The organism is Pseudomonas sp. 05N433, from assembly GCF_056396925.1.
Genome location: NZ_JBFTML010000038.1, coordinates 38,106 through 49,161, shown reverse-complemented (window position 1 = coordinate 49,161; position 11,056 = coordinate 38,106). Strand labels below are relative to the sequence as shown.

Annotated in this window: 15 protein-coding genes and 1 pseudogene; 7 read left to right on the top strand and 9 right to left on the bottom strand. The window is 58.8% G+C overall.

Annotation, left to right across the window (positions count from 1 at the left end):
• From AC1DIS_RS20105 to AC1DIS_RS20090, 4 genes and pseudogenes are all read left to right on the top strand, one after another.
• Nucleotides 1–456 (top strand): annotated as a pseudogene (locus tag AC1DIS_RS20105) (monovalent cation/H+ antiporter subunit D); the annotation flags it as partial.
• Nucleotides 453–941: a Na+/H+ antiporter subunit E gene (locus tag AC1DIS_RS20100; RefSeq protein WP_064617038.1), complete on the top strand. Its 489-nt coding sequence runs from the start codon at nucleotides 453–455 to the stop codon at nucleotides 939–941. The pseudogene AC1DIS_RS20105 and the gene AC1DIS_RS20100, both read left to right, overlap by 4 nt.
• Nucleotides 938–1,216, top strand: a complete 279-nt coding sequence (locus tag AC1DIS_RS20095) for a K+/H+ antiporter subunit F (protein ID WP_008151692.1) — start codon at nucleotides 938–940, stop codon at nucleotides 1,214–1,216. Before AC1DIS_RS20100 ends, AC1DIS_RS20095 begins: the two co-directional genes overlap by 4 nt.
• Complete coding sequence (locus AC1DIS_RS20090) at nucleotides 1,213–1,575, top strand: Na+/H+ antiporter subunit G (protein WP_018928015.1); 363 nt, start codon at nucleotides 1,213–1,215, stop codon at nucleotides 1,573–1,575. The genes AC1DIS_RS20095 and AC1DIS_RS20090 overlap by 4 nt, the downstream gene beginning before the upstream one ends.
• Before the next feature lie 70 nt (nucleotides 1,576–1,645).
• On the opposite strand, the gene AC1DIS_RS20085 is transcribed toward AC1DIS_RS20090, so the two are convergent.
• The 4 genes from AC1DIS_RS20085 to AC1DIS_RS20070 all read right to left on the bottom strand — a co-directional run bounded on the left by AC1DIS_RS20085 (nucleotide 1,646) and on the right by AC1DIS_RS20070 (nucleotide 4,056).
• Nucleotides 1,646–2,083, bottom strand: a complete 438-nt coding sequence (locus AC1DIS_RS20085) for a DUF3995 domain-containing protein (RefSeq protein ID WP_305412049.1) — start codon at nucleotides 2,081–2,083, stop codon at nucleotides 1,646–1,648.
• A gap of 163 nt (nucleotides 2,084–2,246) precedes the next feature.
• Entirely contained in the window at nucleotides 2,247–3,263 is a 1,017-nt protein-coding gene (locus AC1DIS_RS20080; protein WP_064617035.1) for an ABC transporter substrate-binding protein, read from the bottom strand.
• A gap of 119 nt (nucleotides 3,264–3,382) precedes the next feature.
• A complete protein-coding gene (locus tag AC1DIS_RS20075; RefSeq protein WP_007935975.1) occupies nucleotides 3,383–3,586 on the bottom strand; it encodes a hypothetical protein in 204 nt (67 codons plus the stop codon).
• The gene (locus tag AC1DIS_RS20070) at nucleotides 3,586–4,056 is read right to left on the bottom strand and encodes a hypothetical protein (RefSeq protein ID WP_026286571.1); all 471 of its coding nucleotides are present in this window, start codon (nucleotides 4,054–4,056) and stop codon (nucleotides 3,586–3,588) included. The genes AC1DIS_RS20075 and AC1DIS_RS20070 overlap by 1 nt, the downstream gene beginning before the upstream one ends.
• A 410-nt stretch (nucleotides 4,057–4,466) precedes the next feature.
• Here AC1DIS_RS20070 and AC1DIS_RS20065 point away from each other — a divergent pair, with 410 nt between their 5' ends.
• The 3 genes from AC1DIS_RS20065 (at nucleotide 4,467) to AC1DIS_RS20055 (ending at nucleotide 5,484) form a co-directional block, all read left to right on the top strand.
• Nucleotides 4,467–4,715 carry a hypothetical protein gene (locus AC1DIS_RS20065; protein WP_477781041.1) on the top strand — a complete coding sequence of 83 codons (249 nt, stop codon included), beginning with the start codon at nucleotides 4,467–4,469 and terminating at the stop codon, nucleotides 4,713–4,715.
• A gap of 159 nt (nucleotides 4,716–4,874) precedes the next feature.
• Nucleotides 4,875–5,105, top strand: a complete 231-nt coding sequence (locus AC1DIS_RS20060; RefSeq protein WP_018928020.1) for a hypothetical protein — start codon at nucleotides 4,875–4,877, stop codon at nucleotides 5,103–5,105.
• 139 nt (nucleotides 5,106–5,244) lie between these two features.
• On the top strand, nucleotides 5,245–5,484 hold the full coding sequence (locus tag AC1DIS_RS20055; protein ID WP_018928021.1) for a DUF2789 domain-containing protein: 240 nt from the start codon (nucleotides 5,245–5,247) through the stop codon (nucleotides 5,482–5,484).
• Nucleotides 5,485–5,491: 7 nt separating this feature from the next.
• Here AC1DIS_RS20055 and AC1DIS_RS20050 read toward each other — a convergent pair whose 3' ends face one another.
• From AC1DIS_RS20050 to AC1DIS_RS20030, 5 genes are all read right to left on the bottom strand, one after another.
• Entirely contained in the window at nucleotides 5,492–5,695 is a 204-nt protein-coding gene (locus AC1DIS_RS20050) for a hypothetical protein (protein WP_064617034.1), read from the bottom strand.
• Between the two features lie 121 nt (nucleotides 5,696–5,816).
• A complete protein-coding gene (locus AC1DIS_RS20045) occupies nucleotides 5,817–7,040 on the bottom strand; it encodes a methyl-accepting chemotaxis protein (RefSeq protein WP_371924287.1) in 1,224 nt (407 codons plus the stop codon).
• A gap of 632 nt (nucleotides 7,041–7,672) precedes the next feature.
• Entirely contained in the window at nucleotides 7,673–8,077 is a 405-nt protein-coding gene (locus tag AC1DIS_RS20040; protein WP_007935965.1) for a TraR/DksA family transcriptional regulator, read from the bottom strand.
• 326 nt (nucleotides 8,078–8,403) lie between these two features.
• A complete protein-coding gene (locus tag AC1DIS_RS20035; RefSeq protein ID WP_477781040.1) occupies nucleotides 8,404–9,426 on the bottom strand; it encodes an ABC transporter permease in 1,023 nt (340 codons plus the stop codon).
• 57 nt (nucleotides 9,427–9,483) lie between these two features.
• A complete protein-coding gene (locus AC1DIS_RS20030; protein ID WP_018928025.1) occupies nucleotides 9,484–11,049 on the bottom strand; it encodes a sugar ABC transporter ATP-binding protein in 1,566 nt (521 codons plus the stop codon).
• Nucleotides 11,050–11,056 lie beyond the last annotated feature (7 nt).

Here is an 11,056-nt window from a genome sequence, read left to right as displayed (position 1 = left end):
GGCCTGAGCTTCATCGCCTGCGCTTTATTGATTATCGGCATGCCGCCGCTCTCCGGTTTTATCGGCAAACTCAGCCTGCTCAGCGCCCTGCTCAACCCGCTGGGCCTGGGTCATGGCAGCGACGAGCCGGTATCGAACGGCGCGTGGGGGTTGCTGGCGTTGTTGATCCTGTCCGGATTGGCCTCGTTGATCGCTTTCTCGCGTGTGGGTATCCAGCGTTTCTGGACCCCGCAAGAGCGGCCGTCGCCTTTGCTGCGCCGCCTGGAATGCGTGCCGATCATCGTGCTGCTGGGGCTGAGCATCGCGCTGACGTTCAAGGCTGAACCGCTGTTGCGCTACACCCAGGCCGCCGCTCAAGCATTGAATAACCCTCAGCAATACGTGATGGCGGTGCTCGGCACCCGTGCGGTGCCGAGCCCTGAAGCCAGGGCAGCACTGGTGGAGGTGCAACCATGAAGCGTCTGTTTCCTGCGCCGTGGTTGTCACTGTCCTTGTGGCTGCTGTGGCTGCTGTTGAACCTGTCGATGAGCCCCGGCAATGTGCTGTTGGGCGCGGTATTGGGCCTCTGTGCCCCACTGATGATGCGCAAGTTGCGGCCGTTGCCGATCCGCATTCGTCGCCCCGGGGTGATTTTGCGTTTGTTCTTGCTGGTCGGGCGCGATGTGCTGGTGTCCAACCTCGCCGTGGCCTGGGGCGTGCTCAATGCCGGGCGGCGTGCGCCTCGCTCGCGGTTCATCAAGGTGCCGCTGGACTTGCGCGATGCCAACGGTCTGGCGGCGCTGTCGATCATCTGCACGGTGATTCCCGGCACGGTCTGGTCGGAACTGGCGCTGGATCGCAGCATTCTGTTGCTGCACGTTTTCGATCTGGATGACGAAGGCCCATTCATCCAGCACTTCAAGGCGACCTACGAGCGCCCCTTGATGGAGATCTTCGAATGAGCGCATTGCTGTCGAACGCGATCCTGCTGAGCCTGTTCATCTTTTCGCTGGCGATGATTCTGACCCTGATCCGCCTGTTCAAGGGCCCGTCAGCCCAGGACCGGGTTCTGGCCCTGGATTACCTGTACATCATCGCCATGCTGATGATGCTCGCGCTGGGCATTCGTTATGCCAGTGACACTTACTTCGAGGCGGCACTGCTGATCGCCCTGTTCGGCTTCGTCGGCTCGTTTGCCCTGGCCAAATTCCTGTTGCGTGGCGAGGTGATCGAATGAACGCTGAACTGTCTTTGTGGGTGGAAATTCCGGTGGCGATTCTGCTGGTGCTCAGCAGTCTGTTTGCACTGATCGGCGCGGTCGGGCTGCTGCGGATGAAGGATTACTTCCAGCGCATGCACCCACCGGCGCTGGCCTCGACTTTGGGCGCGTGGTGTGTGGCTCTGGCTTCGATCATTTACTTTTCGGCGCTCAAGTCGGGGCCGGTGTTGCATGCCTGGCTGATTCCGATTCTGTTATCGATCACGATGCCGGTGACCACGCTGCTGCTGGCCCGGGCGGCGCTGTTCCGCAAGCGCATGGCGGGGGATGATGTGCCGGCGGAAGTGAGTAGTCGGCGCACGGAACCCGGGAGTTAGTTCAGGGATTTGTGTTGATTGGCGGGATCTCTTCGCGGGCTTGCTCGCGAAAGCGATTGACCGCCCCCCCTCAGATCCAGGCCACTGCCAGCAACCCGGCCCCCAACACCAAGCACAACGGCGAATACGCCCAAGTGTCGAGCCGGGCAAACTTCGAATCCTTGACCTGCTTGAAGAACCCCACCAGATTCGAATCGCCGATCGCCCGAGCGAACATCAGCAGCGCAATCGCGCTAATCACCCATTGCAACGACCAGTGATGCACCGTGGGCAGATACAGTCCGACCCGCAGGCACACCAGCATCGCAATCAGCAGCAAACCCACCGCCACCAGCAGCGTGCCAAAGCCCGATGGCTTGAACGCCGGCCTTGATGCTTCACCGCCCTCCCCTGGTACTCTCGGTACCACCGCCTCGCTACCCCACTTGCCACCCGCCGCCCAATACAGGTGGATCAGGCTGATGACCAGAAAGATTGCAGCAATCCATTGCGCGACCAAAAGGCTCATATTCAGACGTCCCGTGTGAAATGTTGCAGCAGAATGAACTTCCTTGCGCGATTTTAAAAGCGCCCGGCACAAGCTGGCGAAGCCTGCAATCTTTTGACTTTGCTTCCAACGGCAAAATCAAAAGATCGCAGGCTTCTACGAGTTTTATGTACACCCGAGCAGTTTATTTCAGCTGGGCAGCGACTTTATCCGCCACATCCTTGGGCACCCAGGCCTGCCACACCTGTGGGTTCGCCTTCATGAACGCCTCGGCCGCTTGACGTGGCGGAGTGTGTTTTTCACTCATCTCCGCCAGGGCCTTGTTCAACGCTTCGATCGGTAAATCGACCTTGCTGAAGAACTCGGTGAGCTGCGGGTACTGTTTCTGGAACGGCGCGGACACACCGATGGACAACTTCGAGGGCAGTGAGCGAGTCGGCTTCGGATTAGGGTTGTCGGCCTCGGTCAGGGTTTTCCAGGCTTCGGCGTCGAATGGCGGCTCTTGCAGTTGAATCAGCTTGAAACGGCCGAGCAATGGCGTCGGTGACCAGTAATAGAACAGGACTGGTTTGCCGCGACGAATCGACGAACTGATCTCTGCGTCCAGCGCCGCCCCCGAACCACTGCGAAAGTTCACGTAGCTGTCGTTCAGCCCATAGGCCTTGAGCTTCTGCTTGTTGACCACCTCCGACGTCCAGCCGATCGGGCTGTTCAGGAAGCGTCCCTTGCTCGGGGTTTCCGGGTCTTTGAACACATCCTTGTAGCGCGGCAGATCACTGACACTGCGCAGCCCCGGCGCCAGCGGCTTGATGCCCTTGGCCGGGTCGCCCTTGATCACGTATTCCGGCACCCACCAGCCCTCGGTGGCGCCCTTGACCGTATCGCCCAGGCTCGCGACTTTGCCCTCGGCCTCAGCCTTGACCCAGACCGGACTGCGGCCCGCCCACTCTTCGCCAATGACCTGAATGTCATTGTTGGCCAAGGCGGTTTCCAGGGTAATGGTCGTTCCGGGCAAGGTATCGGTCGGCAAGCCGTAGCCCTGCTCGACGATGATCCGCAGAATCTCGGTGATCAGGCTGCCACTTTCCCAATTCAGGTCGGCAAAGTGAATCGGTGCCTGGGCAGCGAATACCGGAACGGGTGAAACCAACAAGCCGAACGTGGCCAGGGTAGCGGCCAGTAACCGTCGTAATCCCTTCATGCTCTTGCACCTCGTGCTGTTCACAGCAATAGCAGGATGGCCTGACAAAGAAGACCACAAGCCTCTGAATACTCAGTCAACTGACTGTAGTAGAGGTTTCTGCTTTCGAGGGGCGAGGATTATTTTTCGGAAGGTTCCTGCAAGCGCGCAAGCTCTCTTCTGACCATGCTGGCGTACGCCGCCGGGCGCAACATATAAATTTGTGACGCTACCCAACTCAGCCAGGCTCCCTGCAGAACGGCCTTTTCAGCCAACAGGCGCTGGGCCTCGGCGTGTGCACTGGCCTGGTTCTGTTCATGGAAATCGGCGCGGGTCTGGGTCATTACTCGCTGGCCTTGAAGGTCACCAGTTCGCCTTTGCGCCACTTGGCGGCCTTGGCAGTCACGGCTTTCAGTGTCTTGGTCAGGCCTTCCTGCAATTGTTGGTGGGCCGCAAACACCATCACCACGCTATGACCTTCCTTGAACACAATGCCGTGGCCGTCTGCGGTGGTCACGAACGCGTAATCCCCCAGTCCGTACACCGTCAATTTGATTTCGCGGAACTTGATATCCAGTTTTCCGCCTTCGCGGCTGGGCAATACGGAAGCGCTGAAATGATCGCCGACCTTGAGTTTCAGCCCGGGCTTGTCGTCTACCACCAGCGCGGCTTCGGTGTCGATCTCGGCAATGTAAATGCCTTCAGCGTTCTGTTCGGTGATGTAGACGAAACGTGACTGAAACTGTTTAACCAGCTTTGCGCGCAAATCACCCAGTACGAACAAAGCATGCATATCGAGATTACTTACTGCCAAGGAAACATCCCCACATCTGAAAATGATGCCGCACGCAGGAAACGCGCACAGCAGAAAAAAGCGGCAATGCCGAGGTTTAGCCAAATGACCCGGGTCGTAATCCTGGAACGAGCAGAGGGCTCATTCATCGCGAGGTTTGGGAAGATTACTGGAACATCCCCCGCATCGTCTTGCCTGGCGGTCGTCAGAGGTTGAAGGAAAACGCCCTTCTGACGGCCAGAAAAACCGGATCACCAACTTTAGGGAAAAATCTCTTTAAAAAAAGCACTTTTCTGACATATCGCCAGTAAAAAATTGCTTTAGATGGGCAGCAATCGCCAACCAGTGAGAGCGATTCTAGAGCAGCCATGCTCACCGAGACTACCCAAAACAACGTACGCACGTCGGTAAAACCACGAAAAGGACTTCATATGTGCACACTGACTCACTTCGCCCAGYCTCACACACACCACACAAACGGCTCGTCACTTCTGCAATCGATAGTACTCCGCCAGCAGGATTTCCTCCCTGAAGCGCATCTGCTCCCGCGTTTTCAGGTGGTATTGGCCGGCAACGCCTTTTTCCACATCAGGGAAATATCCACCGGACGTGTCAGAGGTTTCCGCGCCGACCATAACGAAGCCTGCGCCCTTGCCCGCTCGCTCGAGTCTCGCAACTGACTCATCTTGCGGCATTCACATTTATAGACGTTTCGTCACGCCGGCGACTTAACTCAGCCGCCGGCAGGCAACTACTGCCATACTGCCCGCCCCATGAAACCCGTCTCCAGGGTGGACGGCGCTCAATACAACATAATATTTCAAAGGGAAGACTGCTACGTGACGGAATTTGATATCGGTGAATTTTTTATCCGGGGCGAAGCCAGAGAGGTCGACGGTGAATTCCAGGCAGTCATTATCATGCGCGCCAAACCACCGTTGACCACGGTGTCGTATCACCAGGTCGAAAAGGATCGCTGGTTCAAGACTGCGGAAGTCGCGACGATTGCCGCCCAGGAGTCCGCCAAAGCCCTGAAGCTTGCCGTCGATGAGGGTGCGTTGAAGGGCTGACCATCGGGTTTACAGTCTATGCTCATCCCTGCTTTGAACATCGTTATCGAACTCCCTGGCGCGCGGCCCCCTCAGATGCAATGAAGCCGCACCTCAGACCTCACGCCCGAGGCGATTGATTATCTGCAAGGAGATGAAGATGGATTCACCCACACATGACTTGAAAGGCTTGTTCGACCAGCTCGGCCTGGACTCCAGCGAAAAGGCCATCGACGATTTCATTGCCCTGCATTCACCGTTGCCCGATGACAAGAAACTCATCGATGCCGAGTTCTGGACTCCGCAACAAGCCGGCTTCCTCAAGGAACAACTGCGTGAAGACGCCGATTGGGCGCACGTGGTCGACGACCTGAACCTGCGCATGCACCAGATTCACTAGCTGAGGTTCAATGCAGGCTGTCGGGCATTTCGACGTTCAATTGTGCCAACCAGGCAGCCCTGCACTCCTCGGCTTCATTACGACTGGAGAACACCGTCCCCCGGCGCTCACCGTTGAGCAGCACCACCCAACAGACGCTCTGCCCCATCGCTCGCAAACTGGCGGGCACGCCGCTGCCAATCATGACCGCGACATCGACTTTGCTTTGCATGCTGACCTCTCGAATTTCATTAGCGACCTAACTATGCAGGCATGTTAATGAGTTCATCCTCGAGGAAACAGCAACGGCGTTGCATAGCTTCGTTGCATATGCGGTAACAATTGCCAGGCTATCAGCGAGGCTTTTCCGGTTTGTAGCCCAACCGCAATCCACCCCAGTGGCGCCCCTTGAGCATGATCGGCACCGAGAGGTCGTGCATCAGTTCACCGGTGTCGCGGGTGTAGGTCTGCAACAGTACGGCCTGCTGGTGGCTGCCACAGCGAATCCCGGTGCGGTCGGCGAACTTGCGCTTGGTGCGGTTTTGCAGGGTATCGACCTGCACGTCGCCGGTCAGTGGCTGGCTGAACACCGTGTTGTGGGTCGGGACATACCCCTGCTGCGTGCAGGCAATGGCGAATACCAGGCCTTCGTGACGCGGCAGCAACGGTTCCTGAATCGCCGGCAAGACCTGATCGGTGTAACGGTCGAAGCGGGTCTGGTATTTGGTCGGGCTGGTGTTGGGGATCGTCTGATAATTGCGATCAAACAGGTCGTCGAGGCTGATCCGGCCCTGGTCGATATCCGCCTCGAAACGCGCCGCAATCTGACTCGCCCCTTCGCGGGCCAGGTCGTAAATCCGCTGATGATAGTCATCCAGCCCGACTTCGGCGAGACGTTCACTGATGGTTTCGGCCTGCCCTTCCATTTGCACCGCCGCCTGGGCCAGGCGCTGGGTTTGCTGGTCACTGATCGCCAGGTCGCTGCGCATTTGTTCGATGGCGTGGAACAGGCTGTCGAGTTGTTCGCGATTAGTGTCTGCGCCCAGAGCGATTTCCCCGACCTGCCTTTCAACACCGGCCGCCAGGCGCGCGATGTTTTCCAGGTGCTGCCCCGTGTGCTCGACCTGCGCAACGCCAGTATTGAGGTCGCTGGCCAACTGACGAATCTGCTCCACCACTTGCGCGGTGCGTTGTTGAATATCGGCGACCATCTCCCCGACTTCGCCGGTCGCCGTCGCCGTGCGCGCGGCCAGGCCACGAACCTCATCGGCCACCACCGCAAACCCGCGACCGTGTTCCCCGGCCCGCGCCGCTTCGATGGCTGCGTTCAACGCCAACAGATTGGTCTGGCTGGCGATGGACTGGATCACCAGCGTGACCCGCTGGATATCGTCACTGCGCAGGCTCAGGGCTTCGATCAACTCGCGGCTGCTGCTGGCACGCTGACTGAGTTGATGCATGCGCGCAATGGACTCGATCAGCTCCGTACGCCCTGCCGCGCTGCTCTGATGGGCTTCGCTCGCCGCGCTCAAGGCTTCCCGGCTGAGTGTCGAGGTAGCCTGTTCGGTGGCGATCATCACTTCAGCGCTGCTGACAATCTGTGCTGCGGCGCCGAGTTGCGATTGCAGCTTGTCGGCCAGTTGCTTGACCGAAAAGGCCACGCCGGCGGCCGACAAGGCGTTATGACTGGTGGTATAGGAAAGATCGCGAGTCAAACCGGCGATGGCGCTGGCGTTGTCAGCCGGGGTTGCCTGCGGCAGCGTGCGCGAGCGCAGGCGCGGCAGCCAGATAATCAGCACAGCCAATGGCAGGCCAAGGTAAAGCGACCAGCCAGCCAATGCCATGYCACACAGCAAGAGCATCAGGGCGATGCTTTGCAGAGTCGGCGTGAGCCACTGGTTTTTCGGCAAAAGTACGGCTGCGGGCACTGCCCCAGCCAGAGACCCGTCTCGCGTCATCGTTTGTCACCCCAGGCATCTTCTAATTGTTGTATCCGCATTAAACGCCACCACAAGGCCATTATCTATGGTCCGTTAGTAGTGGGGGGTTGCAGCAGATCAATAGAAGTGCACGGGTGTTTTCGCAGACGTCGAAAAGCAAAGATCGCAGCCTTCGGCAGCTCCTGCACGGGTTCACATAAACCTGTAGGAGCTGCCAAAGGCTGCGATCTTTTCAAGGCAGCCAGTTATTAGCTGGCTGCCTCACAGAATCAGGCCTGACGCTGGTGCTTGTCGATCTGCTCGTGACGTTCTTGAGCTTCGATGCAGTACTTGGTGGTCGGGCTGATCAGCAGGCGCTTGAGGCCAATTGGCTCGCCGCTGTCATCGCACCAGCCGAAGCTGTCTTCCTTGATGCGTTCCAGGGCCTGTTCCAACTGAGGCAGCATGCGCTGGTCGCGATCGATCGCGTTCACCAGCCAGGTGCGCTCTTCTTCGACAGAAGCCGCGTCAGCCGGATCGGCCGGGGTGTCCAGGCTCTCGATGGCGATGCGATTCTGTTCGATGCGCTCATGGGTTTCGACTTTCATGTTCTGCAACAGCTCAGAGAAAAAAGCATGTTGCTCGGCATTCATGTAGTCATCCGCCGGCATGGCCAGCAACTTGTCCTTTGTCATTGATATCTCTATAAAAAAACGTGCATTAAGGCGAATTAGGGAGCGTTCCGTTGAGCCTTGTGCGGTCATTGGAACGGCGCCGTTTATTCCAAGCGCCACCCGGCACTCAATTTACGAGGGGCGGCAGTCTAAGGCCGACTTGAGGCCTCAGCAACTGAAAAGACAGCAAATCTGTCCGACAAAGCCCTGAAAGTGCTCTATGGCGAGCTTTGAGGCGCTTATCGGAGTGCGTTTATAGCAAGAAATTCAGTCCAGCGGCTGTATATAGAAGACAAACGGCTGCGCCACGCGGGTCAGGCGTGGCGCAGTTTCGTCTTTCGTGTGGCTTAACGCTTGAGTTTGCGCTTGTTGCGGTACTGGTCGATGACCACCGCCACCACAATAATCAGCCYCTTGATAATGTCTTGAATATAAGCGTCAACACCGACAAAGGTAAAGCCGCTGGCCATGACCCCGAGAATCAATGCCCCGATTACGGTGCCAGTGATGCGCCCAACGCCACCGGCCAGGCTGGTGCCGCCGATGACCGCCGCGGCAATCGCGTCCAGTTCATAAGACATGCCCATCCCGGCCTGCCCGGTCGCGGCCCTTGCCGACGCCACCACCCCGGCCAGGCCGGCAAGCAACCCGGCGATGCTGTAGACAATCACCAGATGCCGCTTGACGTTGATCCCGGAGGTGCGCGCCGCTTGCATATTGCCGCCGATGGCGTAGGTGTATTTACCGTACTTGGTGTAGCGCAGGGCAATGTGAAAGATCACCGCCACCACCAGAAAGATGATCACCGGCATCGCGCCATGCCCAATGGCCGTGTAGGAATCCGAGAGCATGCTCACCGGCTGACCTTCGGTGTAGTAGCGCGCCAGACCGCGCGCCGAGACCATCATGCCGAGGGTGGCAATGAACGGTGGAATCCCGGTGATCGCAATGATGCTGCCGTTGATCGCCCCCGCCAGCAATCCCACCCCCAACCCGGTGATCACTGGAATCCACACCGGCAAGTCAGTCAGGGACGGAAACACCGCCCGGGCAAAGTCCGAGGTCTGGGCCAGGCTGGCGGCAATCATCGCCGACAGCGCCAGCACCGAACCGGAGGAAAGGTCGATACCGGTGGTGATGATGACCTGGGTCACCCCGATCGCCAGCAGGCCGATGATCGACACTTGCAGGATCATCAGCACCAGGCGCTGAGAGTTCATCAGGAAGCTCTGGTCCCGCACGATCCAGCCGAACAGCTCGAAGACCAGACCGATGCCGATCAGTACCAGGAAGATACTCAGCTCAGTCGGGAAGCGCCGACGACTCTTGACCGGTGCCATTGCAGGCTTGTTTTCCAGTATCGCGTTCATAACCACTCACCCTTCTATTGCGTCGTCGACGGCGGCCACGGCCACCGCCGGCATCCATTAGTGAACCGCGGACATGCCCGAGGCCAGTTGCATCACTCGTTCCTGGGTCGCTTCGCTGCGGTCGAGGGTGCCCATCAGGTCGCCCTCGTGCATGACCATGACCCGGTCGCTCATGCCCAGCACTTCCGGCAGTTCCGAAGAAATCATGATCACCGCCATGCCTTCGCTGGCCAGGTACGAGATCAGCCGGTAGATCTCGGCCTTGGCGCCGACATCGATGCCCCGGGTCGGCTCGTCGAGAATCAGGATTCGCGGGTTGGTCATCAGCCAGCGCGCCAGCAACGCCTTCTGCTGATTGCCGCCGGACAAGGTATCGATGCACTGCTCCAGCGACGGCGTTTTCACCCGCAGCTTCTTGCACATGTCTTCACACAACGCGCGCAGGGCTTTCTGCTGGATGAAGCCGTTGCCGACGTAATGGGGCAATACCGCCATTTCCATGTTTTCCAGCACCGACAGGCACGGGAACAGGCCGCTGAGCTTGCGATCTTCGGTCAACAACGCGAAGCCCTTCTCGATGGCCATGTGCGGATCAGTGATGCGCACCACCTCGCCGTCGAGCCGGATCTCGCCACCGTCACTCGGAGTGATGCCGAAAATCGCCTCGGCGACATTGGTCCGCCCCGAGCCCATCAACCCGGCAATGCCCAGGATCTCCCCGGCATGCAGGTCGAAGGAGACATCCTTGAAAATGCCGTCCAGCTTGAGATCGCGTACCGACAGCAACAGATCGCCGATCGGCTTCTCGCGCACCGGGAACAACTGGCTCAGTTCGCGACCGACCATCATCGAAATCAGGCTGTCGCCGTCCATGCTGTCGGCCCGTTGCAGGCCGATGTAGGCGCCGTCGCGGAACACCGCCACTTCATCGGCGATGCTGAACACTTCGTTCATTTTGTGAGTGATGTAGATGATGCCTTTGCCCTGGCTCTTGAGGTCGGCAATGATCGAGAACAGGTGGGCGACTTCCTTATCGGTGATAGCCGAAGTCGGTTCGTCCATGATCAGGATGTCGGAGTCGTAGGACACCGCCTTGGCGATCTCGACCATCTGCCGTTCGGCGATGCTCAGGTTGCCCACCTGCTCTTCCGGGTCGAGATTGATCCGCAGCCGCTCCAGCAGTTTGGCGGTGCAGCGGTGCATTTCGCGGTGATCGATCATGTGCAGGCCGTTGAGCTGCTCCCGGCCGATCCAGATGTTCTCGGCGATGCTCATGTGTGGCATCAGGTTGAGTTCCTGGTGGATCATCGCAATCCCGGCCTGGAGCGCGGCCAGTGGCGTTTCGAAGACCACCGGCTTGCCCCGCAGGCGCAACTCGCCAGCGTCCGGCTGGTAGATGCCGGCAATGATTTTCATCAGGGTGGATTTGCCGGCACCGTTTTCGCCCATCAGCGCCAGCACGGAACCGGGACGCACCCGCAGCTGTACGTCGGACAAGGCCACCACACCGGGAAAACCCTTGCTGACGTTGATGATCTCCAGCAGGTACGGCTCATCGACAGGTGTTGCGGTTGGCTGGATACCCACCAACGGGGTGCTCGAAGCAGTCGCTGAAGCGAACATGATCAGG

Coding starts and splice junctions, on each gene's coding strand:
- AC1DIS_RS20100 (WP_064617038.1), top strand. CDS start 453: ATGAAGCGTCTGTTTCCTGCGCCGTGGTTGTCACTGTCCTTGTGGCTG.
- AC1DIS_RS20095 (WP_008151692.1), top strand. CDS start 938: ATGAGCGCATTGCTGTCGAACGCGATCCTGCTGAGCCTGTTCATCTTT.
- AC1DIS_RS20090 (WP_018928015.1), top strand. CDS start 1,213: ATGAACGCTGAACTGTCTTTGTGGGTGGAAATTCCGGTGGCGATTCTG.
- AC1DIS_RS20085 (WP_305412049.1), bottom strand. CDS start 2,083: ATGAGCCTTTTGGTCGCGCAATGGATTGCTGCAATCTTTCTGGTCATC.
- AC1DIS_RS20080 (WP_064617035.1), bottom strand. CDS start 3,263: ATGAAGGGATTACGACGGTTACTGGCCGCTACCCTGGCCACGTTCGGC.
- AC1DIS_RS20075 (WP_007935975.1), bottom strand. CDS start 3,586: ATGACCCAGACCCGCGCCGATTTCCATGAACAGAACCAGGCCAGTGCA.
- AC1DIS_RS20055 (WP_018928021.1), top strand. CDS start 5,245: ATGGATTCACCCACACATGACTTGAAAGGCTTGTTCGACCAGCTCGGC.
- AC1DIS_RS20050 (WP_064617034.1), bottom strand. CDS start 5,695: ATGCAAAGCAAAGTCGATGTCGCGGTCATGATTGGCAGCGGCGTGCCC.
- AC1DIS_RS20045 (WP_371924287.1), bottom strand. CDS start 7,040: ATGATCGCCACCGAACAGGCTACCTCGACACTCAGCCGGGAAGCCTTG.
- AC1DIS_RS20040 (WP_007935965.1), bottom strand. CDS start 8,077: ATGACAAAGGACAAGTTGCTGGCCATGCCGGCGGATGACTACATGAAT.
- AC1DIS_RS20030 (WP_018928025.1), bottom strand. CDS start 11,049: ATGTTCGCTTCAGCGACTGCTTCGAGCACCCCGTTGGTGGGTATCCAG.